Annotated in this window: 2 protein-coding genes; both read right to left on the bottom strand. The window is 78.6% G+C overall.

The window, feature by feature from the left end:
* Window positions 1-24: 24 nt before the first annotated feature.
* Complete coding sequence (locus tag AB0N04_RS08740) at window positions 25-14832, bottom strand: type I polyketide synthase (RefSeq protein WP_360217433.1); 14808 nt, start codon at window positions 14830-14832, stop codon at window positions 25-27.
* A gap of 16 nt (window positions 14833-14848) precedes the next feature.
* On the bottom strand, window positions 14849-24856 hold a 10008-nt coding region (locus tag AB0N04_RS08735), incomplete at its 5' end, for an SDR family NAD(P)-dependent oxidoreductase (protein WP_363363762.1).

Here is a 24856-nt window from a genome sequence, read left to right as displayed (position 1 = left end):
GGGGCCGGGGGAGCGGTGCATGCGTCACGGCATGCCGAGTTCGTTGTCGATGAAGTCGAAGAGGTCGTCGTCGGTGGCGCCCATCCGGTCCGTCAGCTCCTCGTCCGGGCCTCCCGCGGGGGCGCCGGGGCGCAGCCGGGCCAGCAGGGACTGCAGCCGGGCGGCCAGCTCGGGGTGCGGCTCGCCCTCGGCGAGGGCCTGTTCGAGCCGGTCGAGCTCGGTGAGCCCGGCGGGCGCGGGCACGGCCGGCCCGGGGTCGAGGTGCTCGGCGAGGTGTGCGGCGATCGCCGCGGCGGTCGGGTGGTCGAACAGCAGGGTGGCGGGCAGCCGCAGGCCGGTGGCGGCCCGCAGCCGGTTGCGCAGTTCGACGGCGGTCAGCGAGTCGAACCCGAGCTCCAGCAGGCCGCGGTCGGCCGGCACGGTGTCCTGGGCGGCGAAGCCGAGGACCAGACCGGCGTGCGAGCGGACGAGGTCCAGCAGGACGCGGGCGCGCTGCGGCCCGGCCAGGGCGGCCAGCCGGCGCTTCAGCGCCTCGGGCTCCTCGGGCCCGGCCTGCCCCGCGCCGGCGGCGCGCCGGGCGGGCGGGGCGACCAGGTCGCGCAGCAGGGCGGGGACGCCGCCGGTGCCGGCCTGGGCGGCGATCGCCCGGGTGTCCAGCCGCACCGGCAGCACCGTCGCCTCGTCCAGCGCGTGCGCGGCGTCGAACAGGGCCAGACCCTCCGCCGGGGCGAAGGCCACGATGCCGCCGCGGGCGATCCGCCGCAGGTCGGCCTCGTCCAGGCCGCCGGACATGCCGCCGCCGTTCGCCCACAGGCCCCAGGCCAGCGAGCTGCCGACCAGGCCGCGGGCCCGGCGCCGGTGCGCGAGGGCGTCCAGGAAGGCGTTGCCCGCCGCGTAGTTGCCCTGCCCCATGCCGCCGAAGACCCCGGCGAGGGAGGAGAACAGGATGAACGCGGAGAGCTTGCCGCCCTCGGTGAGCTCGTGCAGGTTCACCGCGGCGTCCACCTTCGGCCGCAGCGCGGTGGCCAGCTGGTCCGGCGTCATCGACGCGACCAGCCCGTCCGCCAGCACGCCGGCCGCGTGCACCACGGCCGTCAGCGGGTGCGCCGCCGGCAGGCCGTCCAGCAGCTCGGCCAGGGCGGTGCGGTCGGCCGCGTCGCAGGCCGCCAGCTCGACCTCGGCGCCGAACGCGGCGAGGTCGGCGCGCAGTTCGGCCGCGCCCTCGGCGGCGGGCCCGCTGCGGCTGGTCAGCACCAGGTGGCGGACGCCGTGCTCGGCGACCAGGTGCCGGGCCACCAGCGCGCCGATCGCGCCGGTGCCGCCGGTGATCAGGACGGTGCCCTCCGGGTCCCAGTGCGGGGCGTCCGTCTCGGCCGCCCGCGGCACCCGGGCCAGGCGGGGCACGTAGGCGCGGCCGTCGCGCAGGGCGACCTGCGGCTCGCCGGAGGCCAGCGCCGCGCCCAGCGCGGCCCGGGAGGAGGCCAGGTCGTCCACGTCCACCAGCACGAACCGGCCCGGGTTCTCGGTCTGCGCGGAGCGCAGCAGGCCCCAGACGGCGGCCTGGGCGAGGTCCGGCACGTCGTCGCCGGGGTGGACGGGCACGGCGCCGGAGGTCAGCAGCGCCAGGGTCGAGCCGGCCAGCCGCTCCTCGGCCAGCCAGTCGCGGACCAGCGCCAGGGCCTGCCCGGTCGCCTCCCGGACGGAGTCCGCGCAGTCCGCGGGCCGCTCCTGCGCGCAGCCGGCCAGCACCAGGGCGGGCACCGGCGTGCCCTCGGCCGGCAGGTCGGCGGGCCGGGCGCCCGGGGGCAGCTCCGTCCAGCTCGCGCCCGCGGCGCCCGCCGCGGGCTGCGGCAGCGCCGTCCACTCGGTGCGGAAGAGTTCCTCGTGGTGCCCGGTCCGGGCGGAGCGCACCTGGTCGGCGGAGACCGGGCGCAGCACCAGCGAGCGGGCCGAGGCGACGGGGCGCCCGGCGGGGTCGGAGACCAGCACCGCGACGGAGTCCCGCCCGGTCGGGGTCAGCCGGAGCCGGACTCCGCCCGCGCCCTGGGCGTGCAGCTCGACGCCGTTCCAGGAGAACGGCAGCCAGCCCTGGCTGTCCCCCTCCGGCCTGGTGCCGGGCAGCACGTCGAAGACCAGTGCGTGCAGGGCGCTGTCCAGCAGGGCCGGGTGCAGTCCGTAGCGGGCGGCGTCGGCCCGCGGGCCCTCGGGCAGCCGGGCCTCGGCGAACACCTCGTCACCGAGCCGCCAGGCGGCGGTCAGGCCCTGGAACGCCGGGCCGTAGCCGAACCCGCCGGCGGCGAAGCGCTCGTAGAGGCCGTCCACCGGCAGCGGTTCGGCGCCGGCCGGCGGCCAGGGCTCCGGGTCGTCCGCGGCGGGCCGGGCGCCGGGCGCGACCGGGGCCAGCAGGCCGGTGGCGTGCCTGGTCCAGGGCTGGCCGCCGTCCTCCGGCCGGGCGTGGAAGGCGACCGGGCGGGCCCCGGAGGGATCCGGCGCGCCCACCACCAGCTGCAGGACGGTGTCGCCGGACGGCGGCAGCACCAGCGGCGCCTCCAGGGTCAGTTCCTCGACCTGCCCGCAGCCGACCTGGTCGGCGGCCCGGACGGCCAGCTCCAGGAAGCCCGTCGCCGGGAACAGCACCCCGTCGAACACCCGGTGGTCGGCCAGCCAGGGCTGGGCCCGCAGGGAGAGCCGACTGGTGAACAGGTACCCCTCGGCGTCGGCGAGTTCGACGGCCGCGCCGAGCAGGGGGTGGTCGACGGCGAGCAGTCCGGCCGACGGCAGGTCGGCCTCGGCCGGGGTGGCCTCCAGCCAGTAGCGGCGGCGCTGGAAGGCGTAGGTCGGCAGGGCGGCGGCCTCGGCGGGCACGGCGGCGCCGAAGCGGCGGCTCCAGTCCACCGGTCGGCCGTGGACGTGCAGGGCGGCGAGGGCCGCGGTGAGCGCGGCGGGTTCGGGGCGGTCCCGGCGCAGCAGCGGCACCAGCAGGGCGTCGTCGGAGTCGTCGCCCAGGCAGTCCCGGCCGAGGCCGGCGAGGGTGCCGTCGGGGCCGAGTTCGACGTAGCCGGTGACGCCGGCCCGCTCCAGCTGGGCGATGCCCTCGTGGAAGCGGACGGTGCCGCGCAGCTGGTCCACCCAGTGCCGGGGGGAGGCGAGTTGCTCGGCGGTGGCGACGGCGCCGGTCACGTTGGAGACCACCGGGATCCGCGGCGGGTGGAACTCCACCCGCTCGGCGACCCGGCGGAAGTCCTCCAGCATCCCGTCCAGGTGCGGGGAGTGGAAGGCGTGGCCGACCCGCAGCCGTCGGGTGCGCCGGCCGAGCGCCGACCAGTGGGCGGCGATCTCCAGCACCGCGTCGGCGTCGCCGGAGACGACGGTGGCGGCGGGGCCGTTGACCGCGGCGAGGGCGACCTCGCCGGAGCGCCCGGCGAGCAGCGGGGCCAGCTCCTCGGGGGTGACGGCCAGGGCGGCCATCGCACCGCCGGCGGGCATCGCCTGCATCAGCCGGCCCCGCGCGGCGACCAGCGCCGCCGCGTCCGGCAGGGTGAGCACCCCGGCGACGTGGGCGGCGGTCAGCTCACCGATCGAGTGGCCGAGCAGGTAGTCGGGGCGCACCCCCCAGTGCTCGGCGAGGTGGAACAGCGCGGTACCGAGCGCGAACAGGGCGGGCTGGGTGTACTCGGTGCGGTCGAGCAGCGCGGCGTCGGCGATCGCCTCCTGCAGCGGCCGCTCCAGCAGCGGGTCGAGTTCGGCACAGACCCGGTCGAAGGCGTCCGCGAACACGGGGTGCGCCTCGTACAGCTGGGCGCCCATCCCGGCGCGCTGGCTGCCCTGCCCGGAGAACAGGAAGGCGGTGCGTCCGCCCCGGCCCGCCGGGCCGAGCAGCAGGCCGGGGTGGCCGGCGCCGTCCGCCAGGGCCCGCAGGGCGCCGGTGCGGTCCTCGCCGACCAGGGCGGCCCGGTGCTCGAAGGAGGCGCGGGAGCCGGCCAGGGCCGGGCCCGGGTCGGTGTCCGGGTGCGCGGCCAGGTGCTCCAGCAGCCGGGCGCCCTGGGCGCGCAGCGCCTCGGGGGTGCGGGCCGACAGCAGCCACGGGCCGGGCTCGCCGCCCCGGCCCGCCGCGCCCGGGCCGCCGGCCGTGTCGGTGCCCGGCTCGGCGGCCGGGGCGGGGGCCGGGACGTGCTCCAGCACGGTGTGCGCGTTGGTGCCGCTCACCCCGAAGGAGGAGACGGCGGCGCGCCGCGGGTGCCCGGTGCTCGGCCAGGGGGTGTTCTCGGTGAGCAGTTCGACCGCGCCGGCCGTCCAGTCGATCTCCGGGGACGGCCGGTCGACGTGCAGGGTGCGGGGCAGCACGCCGTGCTGCATGGCCAGCACCATCTTCATGATCCCGGCGACGCCGGCGGCGGCCTGGGTGTGGCCGATGTTCGACTTGAGGGAGCCGAGCAGCAGCGGCCGGTCGGCGGGGCGGTCCTGGCCGTAGGTGGCGAGCAGGGCCTGCGCCTCGATCGGGTCGCCGAGGCGGGTGCCGGTGCCGTGCGCCTCGACGGCGTCCACCTCGGCGGGCGTCAGGCCCGCGCTCTCCAGCGCCTGGCGGATGACTCGCTGCTGGGAGGGGCCGTTGGGCGCGGTCAGCCCGTTGCTGGCGCCGTCCTGGTTGACGGCCGAGCCGCGGATCAGCGCCAGCACCGGGTGCCCGTGGCGGCGGGCGTCGGAGAGCCGTTCCAGCAGCAGCAGACCGGCGCCCTCCGCCCAGGCGGTGCCGTCGGCGGCGGCCGCGAACGGCTTGCACCGGCCGTCGGCGGCCAGGCCGCGCTGCCGGCTGAACTCCACGAACGCGCCCGGCCCGGCCATCACCGTCACCCCGCCGGCCAGCGCCAGCGTGCACTCGCCGGCCCGCAGCGCCCGGGTGGCCAGGTGCACCGCGACCAGCGCCGAGGAGCAGGCGGTGTCCACGGTCACCGCCGGGCCCTCCAGGCCGAAGGTGTAGGCGATCCGCCCGGAGGCCACGCTGCCGGCGCTGCCGATGCCGAGGTAGCCCTCGAACTCCTCGGACGGCCGGGTCACCCGCGAGCCGTAGTCGCGGTAGCTGGAGCCGACGAACACGCCGCCGCGGTCGCCCTTGAGGGTGTGCGGGTCGATCCCGGCGCGCTCGAACGCCTCCCAGGCGACCTCCAGCAGCAGCCGCTGCTGCGGGTCGACGGAGACCGCCTCGCGCGGCGAGATCCCGAAGAACGCCGGGTCGAAGTCGCCCACGTCGTAGAGGAAGCCGCCCTCGCGGGCGTAGGTGGTGCCGACCTGCTCCGGATCCGGGTCGTACAGGCCCTCCAGGTCCCAGCCGCGGTCGGTGGGGAAGCCGCCGATCGCGTCGGTGCCCTCCACCGCCAGCCGCCACAGGTCCTCCGGGGTGCGCACCCCGCCGGGGAAGCGGCAGCCCATCGCGACGATCGCGATCGGGTCGTCCTCGGCGGCGGCCGGTCCGGCGGCGGGCGGCGCCGCCGCGGCGGGTGCCGCGGGCGCCTCGTCCGCGCCCGGCAGCTGGGGCAGCAGGTGCCCGGCCAGCGCGGCCGTCGTCGGGTAGTCGAACACCAGGGTGACGGACAGCCGCAGTCCGGTCGCCGCGGAGAGCCGGTTGCGCAGTTCGACGGCGGTCAGCGAGTCGAAGCCGATGTCCTTGAACACCCGCTCCGGTTCGATCGCCGACGGGTCCGGGTGGCCGAGCACCGCGGCCACCTCGGTGCGCACCAGCTCCGCCACCGCGGCCAGCCGCGCGGCCCGGTCCAGCCCGGCCAGCCGGGCCGCGAAGGAGTCCCCGCCCGCGTCCTGCGGCGTCACCCGGGCCGCCTCGGGCAGGTCGCGCAGCAGGGCGCTCGGCCGCAGGGCGGTGTACGCCCGGACGAACCGCTCCCAGGCGAAGTCGGCGACGACCACCCGGGTGTCGTCGTGGTCCAGGGCCTGCTGCAGTGCGGCGAGCGCCGCCTGCGGCGCCATCGCGGGCAGGCCGTCGCGCACCAGCCGCTCGCCGACCGCGCCGCCGGCCAGCGACTCCCCGCCCCACAGGCCCCAGGCCACCGAGGTGGCGGCGCGGCCCGCGGCCCGGCGCTGCTGCGCCAGGGCGTCCAGGAAGGCGTTGGCCGCCGCGTAGCCGCCCTGCCCGGTGCCGCCGAGGGTCCCGGCCAGCGAGGAGAACAGCACGAAGGCCTGCAGGTCCAGATCCCGGGTCAGCTCGTCCAGGTGCAAAGCCGCGTCCACCTTGGGCCGCAGCACCCCCGCGGCCCGCTCCGGGGTCAGCGAGTCCAGCACGCCGTCGTCCAGGACGCCGGCGGCGTGCACCACGGCCCGCAGCGGCCGGTCGGCCGGGACGGCGGCCAGCAGCTGCGCCAGTGCCGGGCGGTCCGCGACGTCGCAGGCCGCCACCGTGGCGCTCGCCCCCAGCTCCGCCAGTTCGGCGACCAGCTCGGCGGCGCCGGGCGCGGCCGGACCCTGACGGCCGGTCAGCAGCAGGTGCCGGGCACCGGAGCGGGCCAGCCAGCGGGCGACGTGCGCCCCGAGGGCGCCCGTCCCGCCGGTGATCAGCACAGTGCCGTCCGGGTCCGGTACCCAGGCCGCCCCGCCGCCCCCGGCCGCCGCGCGTTCCAGCCGGCGGCCGTACAGACCGGACGGGCGCAGCGCCACCTGGTCCTCGCCGTCGGCGTCGGCCAGCAGGCCGGCCAGCCGGGCGCGGGCCCGGGCGTCCAGCAGCTCCGGCAGGTCGACCAGCCCGCCCCAGCGCTGCGGGTACTCCACCGCGGCCACCCCGCCGAGGCCCCAGGCCAGCGCCTGCAGCGGAGCGGCGAGCCGGTCGGAGCGGCCCACCGCGACCGCACCCCGGGTCGCGCACCACAGCGGTGCCGCCGATCCGCAGTCACCGAGCGCCTGGAGCAGGGTCACCGTGGCGGCCAGCCCGGCCGGCAGCGCCGACCCGGCGGCCTGCGGGCGCTCGTCCAGGGCGAGCAGGGAGAGCACGCCGTCCGGGCGCAGCTCCGCGAGCCGGGCGGCCAGTTCGGCCCGGCCGGTGTCCGGGGCCTCCCAGACGGTGGCCCCGGCGCCGTGCTCGGTGAGCGCCCGCAGGCAGTCGGCCGTGACCGGGTCGCTGGCGGCGCCCGCCGGGACGGCCACCAGCCAGTGGCCCCGGGGGCGGCCCGTCCCGGCGGTCGGCAGGGGCCGCCACGCGACGCGGTAGCGCCAGCCGTCGACGGTGGCCAGGCCCCGGCTGTGCCGCAGCCAGGAGGCCAGCGGCGGGAGCACGGCGGCCAGCGAGCCGCGGGTGGCCTCGTCCTCGATCCGCAGCGCGTCGGCCAGCGCGGCGGAGTCCCCGCGCCCGACGGCGTCCCAGAACCGTTCGTCCGCGGGCGCCGCCGCCCCCGCTCCGCCGCTCTGCGGCTCCGCCGGGACCAGCCAGTAGTGCTGTCGCTGGAACGGGTACGTCGGCAGGCCGACCGGGCGGCCGCCGTCGGGGAACACGGTGGCCCAGTCCACCGGCACGCCCAGTACGTGCAGTTCGGACAGCGCGGTCAGGAAGCGCTCGCGGCCGCCCTCGTCGCGGCGCAGCGTGCCGACCACCGCGCCGTCGCCCCCGGCCGCCTCGACGGCCTCCTGCAGCCAGACGGTGAGCGCCGGGTGGGTGCTGGTCTCCACGAACACGTCGTAGCCGTCGGCCAGCAGGGCCCGGGCGGCCCGCCCGAACTCCACCGGGCGGCGCAGGTTGCGGTACCAGTACCCGGCGTCCAGCCGGGCGGTGTCCAGGGCGCCGCCGGTGACGGTGGAGTAGAAGGCCGTCCCGGTGCTGCGCGGCCGGACGTCGGCGAGCAGGGTGCGCAGCTCGGCCTCGATCTCCTCGACCTGCGCGGAGTGCCCGGCGAAGTCCACGCCGGGGATGGGCCAGTTCAGCACGCCGTCCGCGGACAGCTCCTCGGCCAGCTCGGCGAGGGCCTGCGGGTCGCCGGACAGCGCCACCGAGGTCGGGCCGTTGACGGCGGCGACGCCGATCCGGTCGCCCCAGGCGGCCAGCCGGCCGGTGACGGCCTCCACCGCGAGCGGCACGAACAGCATGGCGCCGCGGCCGGTCAGCGCGCGCAGCGCCCTGCTGCGCAGCGCGACCACCTTGGCCGCGTCCTCCAGGGTCAGCGCCCCGGCGACGCAGGCCGCCGCGATCTCGCCCTGGCTGTGGCCGACCACGGCGGCCGGTTCGATCCCGTACGAGCGCCAGAGTTCGGCCAGCGACACCATCACCGCGAACAGCACCGGCTGCACCAGGTCGACCCGCTCCAACGGGTCGCCGGAGCGCAGCAGTTCGGTCAGCGACCAGTCCACGTGCGGGGCGAGGGCCCGCTCGCAGGCGGCGATCCGCTCGGCGAAGACGGGTTCGGTGTCCAGCAGGCCGAGCGCCATCCCGGGCCACTGGGAGCCCTGGCCGGGGAAGACGAACACCGTGCGCCCCGGACGGCCGGCGAGGCCCCGGGCCACGGTGGCCGCGGTGCGCCCGGCGATCAGCTCGTCCAGGCCGCGCCGGAAGTCGTCCGGCCCGGTGCCGATCACGGCGGCCCGGTGCTCGAACGCCGTCCGGGTGCGGGCCAGCGCCCGGCCGACGTCGCGCGGGTCGTGGCCCTGGTCGGCGAGGGCGCGCAGCTGCTCGGCCCGGGCCCGCAGGGCGTCGGCGCTGCGGGCCGACAGCAGCCAGGGCACGGCACGCGGCGCCGGGTCGATCCCGTCGGCTGCGTCCGTCGCGTCCGGTGCGGCGGCCTCCCCGACGGGCGGCTGCTCGACGATGACGTGGGCGTTGGTGCCGCTCAGCCCGAAGGAGGAGACACCGGCCCGGCGCGGGTGCCCGGCGGTCTCCCACGGCCTTGCTTCGGTGAGCAGTTCGACGGCGCCGGCCGTCCAGTCGACGTCCGGGGTGGGCTCGTCCAGGTGGAGGGTGCGGGGCAGCACGCCGTGCTGCATGGCCAGCACCATCTTCATGATCCCGGCGACGCCGGCGGCGGCCTGGGTGTGGCCGATGTTCGACTTGAGGGAGCCGAGCAGCAGCGGCCGGTCGGCGGGGCGGTCCTGGCCGTAGGTGGCGAGCAGGGCGTCCGCCTCGATCGGGTCGCCGAGGCGGGTGCCGGTGCCGTGCGCCTCGACGGCGTCCACCTCGGCGGTGGTCAGCCCGGCGTCGGCGAGCGCCTGCCGGATCACCTCCCGCTGGGCGAGGCCGCTGGGCGCGGTCAGCCCGTTGCTGGCGCCGTCCTGGTTGACGGCGGAGCCGCGCAGGACGGCGAGCACCGGGTGCCCGTGGCGGCGGGCGTCGGAGAGCCGCTCCAGCACCAGCAGGCCCACGCCCTCCGCCAGGCCGAAGCCGTCGGCCGCGGCGGAGAAGGACTTGCAGCGGCCGTCGGCGGCCAGGCCGCGCTGGCGGCTGAAGCCGGTCAGCGACAGCGGGGTGCCGACCACGGTGGCGCCCCCGGCGAGGGCGAGCGAGCACTCGCCGGCCCGCAGCGCCCGGGCCGCCAGGTGGACGGCGACCAGCGAGGAGGAGCAGGCGGTGTCGACGGTCACGGCGGGGCCGCGCAGCCCCAGCGTGTAGGCGATCCGGCCGGTCAGCACGCTGGTGGAGACGCCCGCGATGAACAGGCCCTCCAGTTCGTCCGGGACCCGGTCCATCGAGCCGCCGTACCCCTGGTAGGCGGCGCCGGCGAACACCCCGACCGGTTGCCCGTGCAGGGCGGCCGGGTCGATCCCGGCGCGTTCCAGCGCCTCCCAGGCCGTCTCCAGCAGCAGCCGCTGCTGCGGGTCCATGGCGAGCGCCTCGCGCGGGCTGATCCCGAAGAACGCCGGGTCGAACCAGCCGGCCCGGTGGACGAACCCGCCGGCGGCGGCGTAGCTGGTGCCGGGCCGGTCGGGGTCGGCGTCGTAGAGCCCGGCGAGGTCCCAGCCCCGGTCGGCGGGCAGTTCGGAGACGGCGTCCAGGCCGTCGGTGAGCGCCTGCCAGAGCTCCTCGGGGGAGTCGATCCCGCCGGGGTAGCGGCACCCCATGGAGACGATCACCACCGGGTCCTCCTCCGGCGCGGCCACCACCGCGGCCGACGGGTCGGCCACGGCGCCGAACAGCTCGGCGGCCAGGTGGCGGCCGAGCGCGGTGGCCGAGGAGTGGTCGAAGACGACGGTGACCGGCAGCCGCAGCCCGGTCGCCTCGTTCAGCCGGTTGCGCATCTCGACGGCCGTCAGGGAGTCGAAGCCCAGGTCTCGGAAGGCCCGGCCGGGCTCCACCGCGGCCGGGGAGTCGTGCCCCAGCACGGCCGCCGCCCGGCCCCGGACCAGCTCGGTCAGCGCCCGCTCCCGTTCGGCGGCGGGCAGCGGGCGGAGCCGCTCGCGCAGTTCGGCCGAGGCGCCGTCGGGCCGCTCGTCGGCGGGTTCGCCGGCCAGCGCGGCCCGGACCTCCGGCAGTTCCGAGATCAGCGGGCTCGGCCGGGCCGAGGTGAACACCGGCGCGAACCGCGCCCAGTCCACGTCGGCGACCACCGGCACCGGCTCGTCCAGGTCGAGCACCTGCTGCAGGGCCGTCACCGCGAGCGACGGCGGCATGAAGACGATGCCCTGGGCCCGCAGCTGCGCCTCGACCAGGTGCGCGGCCATGCCCGTGCCGCCCTCCGGGTCCCAGATGCCCCAGACCACCGAGGTCGCGGCCAGGCCGCGGGCCCGGCGCCGCTCGGCCAGTGCGTCCAGGTAGGCGTTGGAGGCGGCGTACGCGCCGTGGTCGGCGCTGCCCCACACCGAGGAGATCGAGGAGAACAGCACGAAGGCGTCCAACGCGGTGTCCCGGAACAGCTCGTCCAGGTTGGCGGCGCCGCCGACCTTCGCGTACAGCGTGTCGGCGAACTCGGCCAGGTCGGTGTCCGGCAGCGGCACCAGCAGGCCGGCGCCGGCCGCGTGCAGCACCGAGCGGACCGCGTCGCCGTCCGCGGCCAGCCCCTCCACCAGGGCGCCCAGCGCGGCCCGGTCGGCGACGTCGCAGGCGGCCAGGGTGACCCGGCAGCCCAGCGCGGTCAGCTCCTCGGCCAGCGCGGCCGCCCCCGGCGCCCGCGGCCCGGAGCGGCCCGCCAGCACCAGGTGCTCCGCGCCCGCCTCGGCCAGCCAGCGGGCGATCCGGCTGCCGACCCCGCCGGTGCCGCCGGTGATCAGCACCGTGCCGCGCGGCCGCCAGGGCCGCCCGGCGCCCGCCCGGGCGGCGGGCGAGCGGACCAGCCGGCGGCCGTACCTGGCGCCCCCGCGCAGGGCGATCTGGTCCTCGCCGCCGCGCCCGGCCAGGGCCGCGGCCAGCCGGTCGGCACCGCGTTCGTCGAGGGCCTCCGGCAGGTCCAGCAGGCCGCCCCAGCCGCGCGGGTACTCCAGCGCGGCGACCCGGCCCAGGCCCCAGCTGAGCTGCTGGGCGGGCGCCGGCGGCCGGTCCTGCGGGCCGACGGCGACGGCGCCACTGCTCGCCCACCACAGGGGAGCCCGGGAGCCGAGGTCGCCGAGGGCCTGCGCCAGCGCCAGGTTGAGCGCCACCCCGACCGGCACCACCGGGTGGTCGGGGTGCGGCCGCTCGTCCAGCGCCAGCAGGGACAGCACGCCGTCCGGCGCCCCGCCCGGTGCTCCGTCCAGCCGGCCGGCCAGGACCGTCCGGTCGGCGTCGGCCTCGGCCAGTTCGAGGACCGTCAGCTCGGTGCCGGCCAGCGCGCCCGCGCAGGCCGCCGCCAGCGGATGCCGGGCCAGCCCCTCCGGGACCAGCAGCAGCCAGCGCCCGGACGGCGCGGCCCGCTCCGGTCCGGCCCGCTCGGGGTCGGGGAGCCGGCGCCACTCGACCCGGTAGCGCCAGGCGTCGACGGTGCCGCGCTCGCCCCGGCGCCGGTCCCAGTCGGCCAGCGCGGGCAGCACCGCGCTCAGCGGGTCCTCGGCGCCGACGCCGAGGGTGGCGGTGAGCTCCGGCAGGTCGCCGTCGCGCACGGCCGCCCAGAACCGCTCGGCGGCCGGGTCGGCCGGCTCCTCGACCGCCCGGCCCGCCTCCAGCCAGTACCGGCGGCGCTGGAACGCGTAGGTCGGCAGGTCGACGGCCGGCCCGGGCCGCGCGCCGAACACCTGCCGCCAGTCGGGCGAGCGGCCGGCGCAGTGCGCCTCGCCGAGCGCCAGCAGGAACCGCTCCCGGCCGCCCTCCTCCCGGCGCAGCGTGCACAGCGCGGCCGCCTCGAAGTCCCCGGCCTCCGCGGTCTGCTGCACCCCGAAGGTCAGCACCGGGTGCGGGCTGGCCTCCACGAAGTAGCGGTGACCCTGCTCCAGCAGGGCCCGGACGGCCGGCTCGAAGCGGACGGTCTGGCGCAGGTTGCGGTACCAGTACTCGGCGTCCAGCTCCTCGCCGGTCAGCCGGCAGCCGTCCACGGTGGAGAAGAACGGCACCCGGGCGGCCACCGGGCGCAGCCCGGCCAGCTGCTCGGCCAGCTCCTCGCGGACCTGCTCGACCTGCGCGGCGTGCGAGGCGTAGTCGACCGGGATCCGCCGGGCGTCCGGCTGCTCGGCGAGCACCAGCTCGACGGCCTCCGGGTCGCCGGACAGCACGGTCGCGGACGGCCCGTTGAGCGCCGCGACGGACAGCCGGCCCGCGCAGCGCTCCAGCAGACCGGCCAGCCGCTCGGCGGGCAGCGGCACCGAGACCATGCCGCCCTGTCCCTCGATGCGGCGCAGGGCCTTGCTGCGCAGGGCGACGACGCGGGCGCCGTCCTCCAGGGTGAGGGCGCCCGCGACGACGGCGGCGGCGATCTCTCCCTGGGAGTGGCCGAGGACGGCGTCGGGGGTGACGCCGTGGTGCTGCCAGAGGGCGGCGAGGGAGACCATCACGGCGAACAGGGCGGGCTGGACGACGTCCACGCGCTCCAGGGGCTCGCCGGAGCGCAGCACCCCGGTGAGGGACCAGTCGACGTGCGGGGCGAGGGCGTGTTCGCAGTCGGCCATGGAGGCGGCGAACACCTCGTCGGAGTCCAGGAGTTCGACGGCCATCCCGGCCCACTGGGAGCCCTGCCCGGGGAAGACGAAGGTGGTCCTGCCGGCCGGGCCCGCGGTGCCGAGCACCAGGCCGGGCGCCGTCTCGCCGCGGGACAGCGCGTCCAGGCCGGCGGCGAAGCCCGCGCGGTCGGCGGCGACCAGGGCGGCGCGGTGCTCGAAGGCGGACCGGGCGGTGGCCAGCGCCCGGCCGACGGCGGCCGGGGCGACGGCGGGGCCGCCGGCGGGTTCCGAGGTGAGGAAGCCGGCCAGGCCGGCGGCCTGGGCGCGCAGCGCCTGCGGGTCGCGGGCCGACAGCACCCACGGCAGCGGGCCGTCCGGGCCGTCCCCGGCACCGTCCGGGCGCTCCTGCCGGTCCGCCCCGGTCTGCCGGTCCGCCCCGGCCTGCGGGTCCTCCTCGGCCTGCTGCTCCGCCTCGGCCTGTTCGACGATCACGTGCGCGTTGGTGCCGCTCACGCCGAAGCCGGAGACCCCGGCCCGGCGCGGTCGGCCGTCGGTCTCCCACGGCCGGGCCTCGGTGAGCAGTTCGACCGCGCCCGCCGACCAGTCCACGAACGGGGACGGCTCGTCCACGTGCAGGGTGCGCGGCAGCACGCCGTGCCGCATCGCCTGCACCATCTTGATGATCCCGCCGACACCGGCGGCCGCCGAGGTGTGCCCGAGGTTGGACTTCAGCGAGCCCAGCCACAGCGGCCGGCCCGCGGGGCGGCCGCGGCCGTAGGCGGCCAGCAGGGCCTGCGCCTCGATCGGGTCGCCGAGCCGGGTGCCGGTGCCGTGCGCGTCGACGGCGTCCACCTCGGCGGGGGAGAGCCGGGCGTCGGCCAGCGCCTCGGCGATCACCCGCTGCTGGGAGGGCCCGTTGGGGGCGGTCAGCCCGTTGCTGGCGCCGTCCTGGTTCACCGCGGTGCCGCGGATCACGGCCAGTACCCGGTGCCCGTTGGCCCGGGCGGCCGAGAGCCGCTCCAGCAGGAGCACGCCGACGCCCTCGGCCCAGCCGGTGCCGTCGGCGGCCGCGGCGAAGGCCTTGCAGCGGCCGTCCGCGGACAGCGCCCGCTGCCGGCTGAACGCGACGAAGGCGTCCGGGGTCGCCATCACCGACACCCCGCCGGCCAGCGCCAGCGCGCACTCCCCGGACCGCAGCGAGCGCACCGCCAGGTGCAGCGCCACCAGCGAGGAGGAGCAGGCCGTGTCCACGGTGACGGCCGGGCCCTCCAGCCCGAGGGTGTACGAGACCCGGCCGGAGACCACGCTGCCGGCCGTGCCGGTGTCCAGCAGTCCTTCCACCTCGGCGGGCTGCCGCGGACCGGAGCCGTAGCCGTTGCCGATCGCCCCGGCGAACACCCCGGTCCGGCTGCCGCGCAGCGTCGTCGGGTCGATCCCGGCCCGTTCCACCGTCTCCCAGCAGGTCTCCAGCAGCAGCCGCTGCTGCGGGTCCATGGCGAGCGCCTCGCGCGGACTGATCCCGAAGAAGCCCGCGTCGAACTCGCCCGCCGCGTACAGGAACCCGCCGCTGCGGGTGTACGAGGTACCGGTGCGCTCCGGGTCCGGGTGGTAGAGCCGGCCGACGTCCCAGCCGCGGTCGTCCGGCCAGTCGCCGATCGCGTCGCCGCCGCGCTCGACCAGCTCCCAGAGCAGCTCCGGGGTGTCGGCCCCGCCCGGGTAGCGGCAGCCCATCGCGACGATCGCCACCGGCTCGTGCCGGGCGTCCTCGGCGGCCCGCAACTCCTGCCGGGCCGTGCCGAGTTCGGCCGTGGCGCGCCTGAGGTACTCGAGGAGCTTCTCGTTGTCCTGCATCGGTCCCAGTTCTCCCTCAGGCCATTCCGAAGTCGTTGTCGAGCAGGTCGAACAGTTCGTCGGCGGTCGCGGTGCCGAGCTCCGCCGCGGCGCCGGGCCCGGCCCCCCGGTCCGGACCGGCACCGGCCCGCTCGCCCCAGGCGCGCAGCAGCTCCCGCAGCCGGCCGTCGACCGCCGAGGCGCCCGGATCGCCCGGGTCCAGGGCGGCCAACGCCGCGGCCAGCCGGTCGAGTTCGGCCTCGGCGGGCCCCCGGGGCTCCGGGCACAGCTCCCCGTGGAGGAAGGCGGCCAGCGCGGCCGGGCTCGGATGGTCGAAGACGGCCGTGGGCGGCAGCGCGAGACCGGTGGCCGTGCACAGCCGGTTGCGGAACCGCACCGCGAGCATCGAGTCGAAGCCCAGCTCGGCGAAGGCCCGCTCCGGGGGCACGTCCGCCGCCCGGCCGTACCCGAGCGCGGCGGCCGCGTGCGCGCACACCAGCTCCAGCAGCACCCGCCGCCGGTCGCCCTCGTCCAGCGGCGCCAGCCGGGCCGCCAGCTCCGCCCCCGGATCGGTCGGTGGGCCGTCCTGCGGCGCCGGGTCCGGCACGCCGGCGGGCCCCCGGTCGGGGCCGGTCGCCCAGCCGCCGCGGCCCGGCGTCGCCAGCCAGTAGCGGTCCCGCTCGAACGGGTAGGTCGGCAGCAGGTCCGGCCGGGCCGCCCGGCCGGCGGGCCAGTCGACGCCCGCCCCGCAGACCCAGGCCTCGGCCAGCGCGCGCAGCAGCCGCTCCGGCCCGCCGTCGTCCCGCCGCAGGGTGCCGACGGCCGCCGCCGGTCGCCCGGCGGCCTGCGCCGAGCTGTCCACCGCCGCGACCAGCACCGGGTGCGGGCTCACCTCGACGAACAGGCCGTGCCCGGCCTCCAGCAGCGCCCGCGTCGCGGCCGCGAAGGCCACCGGCTCGCGCAGGTTGCGGTACCAGTAGTCGGCGTCCAGCTCCGCGCCGTCCAGCGCCCCGCCCGTCACGGTCGAGTACAGCGGCACCCTCGCGGCCCGCGGCCGCACCGGCGCCAGGTCGGCCAGCAGCCGCTCCCGCACCTCCGCCACCCGCGGCGAGTGCGCCGCGTACCCGACCGGGATCAGCCGCGCCCGCACCCCGGCCCGCTCGCAGTCCGCCAGCAGCGCCGCCAGCGGCTCCGGCGCCCCGGCCACCACCACCGCCTCCGGGCTGTTCACCGCGGCCACGCACAGCGCGTCCCCGTAGCCGCGCAGCAGCTCGGCGGTCCGCTCCGGCCCCGCCGACACCGAGACCATGCCGCCCTGTCCTTCGATGCGGCGCAGGGCTTTGCTGCGCAGGGCGACGACGTGGGCGCCGTCTTCGAGGGTGAGGGCGCCGGCGACGACGGCGGCGGCGATCTCGCCTTGGGAGTGGCCGAGGACGGCGTCGGGGGTGATGCCCCAGGATTCCCAGAGGGTGGCGAGGGAGACCATGACGGCGAAGAGGGCGGGTTGGACGACGTCGACGCGGTCGAGGGGGTCGTGGGTGCGTAGGACGTCGGTGAGGGACCAGTCGACGTGCGGGGCGAGGGCGGCCTCGCAGTCGGCCATGGAGGCGGCGAACACCTCGCTGGAGTCCAGGAGTTCGACGGCCATGCCGGCCCACTGCGCCCCCTGCCCGGGGAACACCAGCACCGTCCCGCCGCGGGCCCGGCCCTCCGCCACCCCCGCCGACGGCAGCCCGTCGGCCAGCGCGGCCAGCTCCTCCCGCAGCTGCTCCCGGCCGCCGCCGAGCAGCGCCGCCCGGTGGGGGAACACCGCCCGGCCGCCGGCCAGCGTGCGGGCCACCTCGCCGGCGTCGAGCCCCGGGTCGGCGTCGAGCCGGGCCAGCAGCCGCCCGGCCTGGCTGCGCAGCGCCGCCGGGCTGCGGGCCGACAGCAGCCACGGCAGCGCCCGGTCCGCGGGCGACGCCTCCCCGGCCGCCTCCGGCGTGCCCCCGGTGGCTTCCGGAACGCCCCCGGTGAGCGCCGGTGCCTCCTCCACGATCGCGTGCGCGTTGGTGCCGCTCATCCCGAAGGAGGACACCCCGACCCGCCGCGGCCGCCCGCTGCGCGGCCACTCCTGCGCCTGCGTCAGCAGGCGGACCGCCCCGGCGGACCAGTCGACCTTCCGGGTGGGCTCCTCGGCGTGCAGGGTGCGCGGCAGCACGCCGTGCTGCAGCGCCAGCACCGACTTGATCACCCCGGCGACGCCCGCGGCGGCCTGGGTGTGGCCGATGTTCGACTTGAGGGAGCCCAGCCAGAGCGGCCGGTCGGCGGCGCGGTCCCGGCCGTAGGTGGCGAGCAGCGCCTCGGCCTCGATCGGGTCGCCCAGGGTGGTGCCGGTGCCGTGGGCCTCGACCGCGTCCACCTCCGCCGCCGTCAGGCCCGCGTTGGCCAGCGCCCGGCGGATCACCCGCTGCTGCGCCTGCCCGTTCGGCGCCGTCAGCCCGTTGCTGGCGCCGTCCTGGTTCACCGCGCTGCCGCGGACCACGGCGAGCACCGGGTGCCCGAGCCGCCGCGCCTCGGCCAGCGTCTCCACCAGCAGGACGCCGGCGCCCTCCCCCCAGCCGGTGCCGTCGGCGCCGTCCCCGAACGACCGGCAGCGGCCGTCCGCGGAGAGCCCGCCCTGCCGGCTGAACTCCACGAACACGTCCGGGCTCGCCATCACCGCGGCGCCGCCGACCAGGGCGAAGGAGCACTCCCCGGCCCGCAGCGACTGGCCCGCCAGGTGCAGCGCCACCAGCGAGGACGAGCAGGCCGTCTCCACCGTCACCGCCGGGCCCTGCAGGCCCAGCGTGTACGCGATCCGGCCGGACGCCACGCTGGTGACGTTCCCGGCGAGCAGGTGCCCCTCGACGTCCGCCGCAGGGTCCTGCGGGCCGGTGCCGTAGCCCTGCGAGGCCAGGCCCAGGAACACCCCGCCCGTGCTGCCGCGCAGCGACGCCGGGTCGATGCCCGCCCGCTCCACCGCCTCCCAGGCCGTCTCCAGCAGCAGCCGCTGCTGCGGGTCCATCGCCAGCGCCTCGCGCGGGGAGATCCCGAAGAACCCGGCGTCGAAGGCGCCCGGATCCGTCAGGAACCCGCCCGCCCGGGCGTAGAACGTGCCGGGCGCGTCCCGGTCCTCGCTGACCAGCGACTCCAGCGGCCAACCGCGGTCGGTGGGCAGGGCGCCGACCGCGTCCCGGCCCTCGGAGACCAGCCGCCACAGCTCCTCGGGGGAGTCCACCCCGCCCGGGAAGCGGCAGGCCATCGCGACCACCGCGAGCGGCTCCCCGGCCGGCGGCGCGTCGGCCGTCGGGTCCGTACCGGCCGACCCGGCGACGTGAAGCCCGGCGACGTGAAGCCCGGCGGCGGCCGCCCCGGCCGTGGCCGGCTCGGCGTCGTCCGGCGTGGCGCCGTACAGCTCGGCGTGCAGGTGCCCGGCCAACGCGGCCGCGGTCGGGTGGTCGAAGACCACCGTCACCCCCAGCTCCCGGCCGCAGGCGGCCACCAGCCGGTTCCGCAGCTCCACGGCCGTCAGCGAGTCGAAGCCGGCCTCCCGGAAGGGCCGTTCGGCCTCCAGCTGCTGCGCGCCGGCGTGGCCGAGGACGTCCGCGGCCTCCGCCCGGACCAGCTCCACCAGCATCCGCAGCCGGGCCGGCCCGGTCAGCGGGTCCAGCCGGCGGCGCAGCCGCACGCCCGCGGACTCCTCGCCGGCCTCGGCGTCGGCGTCGTTCTCCGGCGCCGGCGGAGCGGCGGGGACCAGTCCGGCGAGCAGCGGGCTGCGCCGGGCCGACTCGAAGGCCCGCCCGAACCGCGGCCAGTCCACGGCCGCCACCACGACGTGCGTCTCGTCCAGGTCCAGGGCCAGCCGCAGCGCGTCCAGCGCCGCCTCCGGGGCCATCGGCATCAGCCCGTGCGCCCGCAGCCGTTCGCCGACCGCGCCGGCCGCCATGCCGTCACCCGCCCACGGCCCCCAGGCCACCGAGGTCGCCACCAGCCCGCGGGCGCGCCGGTCCGCGGCCAACGCGTCCAGGTGGGCGTTGGCCGCCGCGTAGGCGCCCTGTCCGCCGCTGCCCCAGGCCGCCGACACCGAGGAGAACAGCACGAAGGCGTCCAGCTGCTGCCCGTCCGGCCCGTCGAACAGCGCGTCCAGGTGGTCCGCCCCCGCCACCTTCGCCGCCGACTCGGCGGCCAGGGCGTCCGGTGTGCAGTCCGCGAGCCGGGTCCCCGAGGTCAGGCCCGCGGCGTGCACCACCGCGTTCACCCGCTCCCCGCCGAGCCCGTCCAGCACCGCCCGGAGCGAGTCCCGGTCCGTGACGTCGCAGGCCGCCAGGGTGACCCGGACGCCGTGGGCGGTCAGCTCCGCCGCGAGCTCGGCCGCCCCGGGCGCCTGCGGCCCGCGCCGGCCGGCCAGCACCAGGTGCCCGACGCCGGAGCCGGCCAGCCGCCGGGCCAGCTGCGCGCCCAGGCCTCCGGTGCCCCCGGTGATCAGCCAGGTCCCGGACGGCCGGCCGGTGGTGGCCCGCTCCGCCGGGGCGGGGGCCGGGGCCCGGTGCAGCCGCCGGCCGAACAGGCCGCCCGCGCGCACCGCCACCTGGTCCTCGCCGTCGGCGGCCGCCAGCACCGCGCAGAGCCCGCGCCAGGCGGCGGTGTCCGGCTCGCCGGGCCCGGCCGGCAGGTCGACCAGCCCGCCCCACCGCTCCGGGTGCTCCAGCGCGGCGACCCGCCCCAGGCCCCAGAGCCGGGCCTGCTCCGGCCGGGCGCCCTCGTCCTGCCCCACGGTGACCGCACCCCGGGTCACGCACCACAACGGCGCCCGCAGCCCCGCGTCACCGAGTGCCTGCACCAGCTCCAGCAGCCGGCCGGTGCCGCCGAGCAGCGACACCACCCCGCCCGCCGGCAGCCCCTCGCTCCCGGCCTCGTCGGCGGGCCCGGCCAGCAGCCCGGCGAGCTCGGCCCGCCCCGCCCCGGCGGGCACCCGCACCGTCCGCACCCCGGCCCCGGCCGCCGCGAGCACCCGCGCGCAGCCGTCCCCGGCGTCGCCGTCCTCCGGGACCAGCAGCAGCCACTCGCCCGTCAGCCGGGCCGCCGCCGGGTCGGCCAGCAGCTGCCACCCGACCTGGTACCGCTCCGGCGCCGCCGGGTCCGCCGCCGCGGCCGGGCGCTCCGGCCAGAACCGGCGGCGCCGGAACGGGTACGTCGGCAGCTCGACCCGCTCCGCGCCCGGTCCGCCGTGCCGCCAGTCCACTGGCACGCCCCGCACGTACAGCCGGGCCAGCGCGCCGGTCAGCGCCTCCGGTTCGGGCCGGTCCTCGCGCAGCAGCGGCAGCACGGCGCCCCCGGGCGCGTCCGGGAGGCACTCCTGGACGAGCGCCGAGAGCAGTCCGCCGGTGCCCAGTTCCAGGAAGGTGCCGGCCCCCTCGGCGCGCAGCCCGCGCACCCCGTCCAGGAAGCGCACCGTGCCGCGCACGTGCCGCACCCAGTACCCGGGCGAGCACAGCAGCTCCGCCCCGGCCGGCCCGCCGGTCACGTTCGAGACCACCGACAGGACGGGAGGACGGTACGTCAGACCCTCCGCCACCGCCCGGAACTCCGCCAGCATCGGGTCCAGCAGCGCGGAGTGGAAGGCGTGGCTGACGGCCAGCCGCTTCACCCGCCGGCCGGCGGCGCGGAACCCCTCGGCGGCCCGCAGCACGGCCTCCCGCTCGCCGGACAGCACGCAGGAGCGCGGCCCGTTCACCGCCGCCAGCGAGACCGCGGGGTCGGCCAGGGCCGCCGCCAGCTCGGCCTCCTCGGCCTCCACGGCCACCATCGCGCCGTCGCCCGGGAGCGCGTCCATCAGCCGGCCGCGCGCGGCGACCAGCGCGCAGGCGTCCGCGAGGTCCAGCACCCCGGCGGCGTGCGCCGCGGAGAGCTCGCCGACGGAGTGCCCGAGCAGCAGGTCGGGCTCCACCCCGTGGTGGCGCAGCAGTGCCAGCAGCGCGGTCTGGAGGGCGAACAGGGCCGGCTGGGTGTAGCGGGTGCGCTCCAGCAGCGCCGCCCGCGCGCTGCCCGGCTCCGCGAACATCACCTCGGCCAGCGGCAGGTCCAGGTGCGGTGCGAGCGCGGCCAGCACCTCGTCCAGCGCGTCCGCGAACACCGGCTCGTCGCGGTAGAGCCCGGCCCCGGCACCGGCCCGCTGGCTGCCCTGACCGGGGAACAGGAAGGCCGTCCGGCCCGCCGCGGTGACGGCGCCGGTGACGACCCGGGCCGACCGGGTGCCCGAGGCCAGCGCCCGCAGGCCCTCGCCGAGCTCCTCCCGGTTGGTGCCGAGCACCGCCGCGCGCCGCTCCAGCCCGGCCCGCCCGGCGGCCAGGGCCCGGCCCAGCTCCGCAGGGTCCAGCTCCGGACGCTCCGCCAGCAGGCCCGCCAGCCGCTCCGCCTGGATCCGCAGGGCGGCGTCACCGCGGGCCGACAGCAGCAGCGGCAGGCCCGCCCGCCCGGCGGGCGCCGGCTCCGCGGTCGGAGCCGGGGCCGGTTCCGGCTCGGAGGCCTGCTCGACGATCACGTGCGCGTTGGTGCCGCTGATGCCGAAGGAGGAGACGCCCGCCCGCCGCGGCCGGCCGCCGGTCTCCCACGGCCGGGCCTCGGTGAGCAGCTCGACCCCGCCCGCCGACCAGTCCACGTGCGGGTTCGGCGCGTCCACGTGCAGGGTGCGCGGCAGCACGCCGTGCCGCAGCGCCAGCACCGTCTTCATCACCCCGGCCACGCCGGCGGCGGCCTGGGTGTGCCCCAGGTTGGACTTGACCGACCCGAGCAGCAGCGGGCGGCCGACCGGACGGCCCCGCCCGTACACCGCCTGCAGGGCCTGGGCCTCGATCGGGTCGCCGAGGCGGGTGCCGGTGCCGTGCGCCTCGACGGCGTCGACGTCGGCGGCGGTGAGTCCGGCGTCGTCGAGGGCGGCCCGGATGACGCGCTGCTGGGACGGCCCGTTGGGGGCGGTGAGCCCGTTGCTGGCGCCGTCCTGGTTGACGGCCGAGCCGCGGATCACGGCGAGCACCCGGTGCCCGGCGCGGCGGGCGTCCGCCAGCCGTTCCAGCACCAGCACCCCGACGCCCTCGCCCCAGCCGGTGCCGTCGGCGGCCGCCGAGAACGCCTTGCAGCGCCCGTCCGGCGCCAGCCCGCGCTGCCGGCTGAACTCCACGAAGAGCTTCGGCGTGCTCATCACCGTCACCCCGGCCGCCAGCGCCCGGTCGCACTCGCCGCGGCGCAGCGCCTGGGCCGCCAGGTGGATCGCCACCAGGGAGGAGGAACAGGCGGTGTCCACGGTCAGCGCGGGCCCCTCCAGGCCGAGCGCGTAGGAGATCCGGCCGGACAGCACGCTGGCGGTGTTCCCGGTCAGGAAGTGACCCTCGGACGCTCCCGGCGCGCCCTCCAGGACGGACAGGTAGTCCTGCCCGTTGGTGCCGACGAAGACGCCCGTCCGGCTGCCCCGCAGCCCGGCCGGGTCCAGCCCCGAGTCCTCCAGCGCCTCCCAGGCGGACTCCAGCAGCAGGCGCTGCTGCGGGTCCATCGCGAGCGCCTCGCGCGGCGAGATCCCGAAGAACTCGGCGTCGAACCCGGCGGCGTCGTGCAGGAACCCGCCCTGACGGCTGTACGTGGTGCCCGGCCGGTCCGGATCCGGGTCGTACAGGCCCGCCAGGTCCCAGCCCCGGTCCGACGGCCAGTCACCCACCGCGTCCCGGCCCTCCGCCAGCAGCTGCCAGAACGCGGCCGGGTCGGCCACCCCGCCGGGGAAGCGGCAGGCCATGCCGACCACCGCGAGCGGCTCGCTGGCGGTGCCTGCGGCATCCGGCCCGGTCGCGGCCCGGTCGTCCGCGCTGCCGCGGGCGCTGCCGCTCGTACGGTCGGGTGTCCCGATGTCGCCCAGCTCCGCCAGCAGCCGGCCGGCCAGCGCCAGCGGCGTCGGATGGTCGAACAGCGCCGTCGCGGGCAGCCGCAGCCCGCTGGCCGCGCCGATCCGGTTGCGCAGCTCCACCGCGGTCAGCGAGTCGAAACCGAGCTCGGCGAACGCCCGGCCCGGGGCCAGCGCCGCGGTGTCGCCGTGGCGCAGCACCGCTGCCGCGTGGGACCGCACCAGGTCGGTCAGCACGTGCAGCCGCTCACCGGCCGGCAGCTGCGCCAGCCGACCCGCCAGGCCCCCGGCCCGCTCCGGGCCGTCCGCAGGCCGTCCGGCCGTCGCGTCCCGAGCCCCGGGCGTCGCGTCCGGACGGCCGGCCGGGGCGGGCAGCGACTCCAGCAGGGCCGGCCGCAGCCCGCCCGCCGCGGCGAACCGGCGCCAGTCCACCTCGGCGACCACCACCAGCTCGTCACCCTCGCGCAGCGCCCGCCCCACCGCGGTGACCGCCGCGTCGGGCGCCATCGCCGGCAGCCCGCGATCCCGCAGTCGCCCGGCGACCTCGGCGCTCAACATGCCGGCGCCGGCCCCGTCGTCCCCGGCACCGCCCCAGGCACCCCAGGCGATCGAGGTGCCCGGCAGGCCGGCCGCCCGGCGCCGCGCCACCAGCGCGTCCAGCGCCGCGTTGGCCGCCGCGTAGTTCCCCTGCCCCGCGTTGCCGACCACACCCATCAGCGAGGTGAACACCACGAACGCCGACAGCTCCAGCCCCGCCGTCGCCTCCTCCAGGTGCCGGGCGCCGGTCAGCTTCGCCCGCAGCGAGGCCGCCATCCGCTCCGGCGTCAGCGCGTCCAGCATCCCGTCGTCCAGCACCCCGGCCGCGTGCACCACCGCCCGCGGCCGGTGCTCCGCGACCACGGCCGCCAGCGCCTCCCGGTCCGCCAGATCACAACCCGCCACCACCACCGCAGGGCCCAGCTCGGCCCGCAGCTGCGCCGCACCCGGCGCCTGCGCACCGCGGCGGCTCACCAGCACCACCCGCTCGGCGCCCTGCGCGACCAGCCACCGCGCCACCCGGGCGCCCACCGCGCCCGTCCCGCCGGTCACCAGTACCGGGCCGTCCGGCCGCCAGCTCGCCGCGCCCGCGCCCGTCGCCACCGGGGCGGGCAGCAGCCGCCGCCCGTGCACACCGGTCGAGCGCACGGCGACTTGGTCCTCGTCGCCGCCCGCCGCCAGCACCGCGAACAGCCGCCCGGCCGCCCGCCCGTCCAGCACCTCCGGAACGTCGACCAGACCGCCCCAGCGCTCCGGGTGCTCCGACGCCACGGTCCTGGCCAGCCCCGCCACCGCGCCCTGGACGGGATCGCCCGGCCGCTCGCCCCCACCCAGCACCGCCGTCCCGGTCACCAGGCACCACAGCGGGGCACCGATCCCGGCCTCGCCCAGCGCCTGGACGAGGGCCAGGGTCAGCGCCACCGCCCCCGGCAGCTCGGCGAACCCCGGATGCGCCCGGCCCTCCCGGGCCAGCAGCGACAGCACCCCGGCCACCGGAGCGCCGTCCACCGCCTCCAGCAGCCGGGCCGCCAGCGACTTCCGCCCCTCCCCGGGCCCACCGGCCGCCCGTACCACTGCCACGTCCAGCCCGGCGGCGGCCAGCGCGTCGACCAGCTCGGCGCCCTCGCCCGCCTCCGGCAGCACCGCCAGCCACCGGCCGGCCGGCGCCGCCACCGGCCGCAGCGCCAGTGACCGCCAGCCGATCCGGTACCGCCAGCCGTCCGCCCGGGCCTCGACGGCCCGCCCGCCGCGCCACCGCGACAGCGCGGGAAGCACCTCGTCGAGGCTGTCGGCGCTGACCCGCAGCGCGGCCGACAGCTCCGTCACGTCCTGTTGCGCCAGCTCCGCCCAGAGCCCGTCATCGGTCGGGGCGGTGGCCTCGGCCGGCTCCGGCTCCAGCCAGTACCTCGCGCGTTGGAAGGGGTAGGTGGGGAGGTCGGTGTGGTGTCCGGTGAGGTGCCAGTGGACGGGGAGTCCGTGGGTCCAGGCGTGGGCGAGGGAGGTGAGGTATCGGGTGCGGTTGCCTTCGTGGCGGCGGAGGGTGGGGATGGCGGTGGCGGTGTCGAGGGTTTCCTCGATGGTGATGGTGAGGACGGGGTG

This window comes from Kitasatospora sp. NPDC051702, from assembly GCF_040681575.1.
GTDB lineage: Bacteria > Actinomycetota > Actinomycetes > Streptomycetales > Streptomycetaceae > Kitasatospora.
Note: the sequence above shows the minus strand (reverse complement) of the source record. Positions and strands in the feature narration are given on the sequence as shown.

What these genes read in the sequence shown, in the direction of transcription:
- AB0N04_RS08740 (WP_360217433.1), bottom strand. Translation starts at nt 14,832, where the DNA reads ATGCAGGACAACGAGAAGCTCCTCGAGTACCTCAGGCGCGCCACGGCC.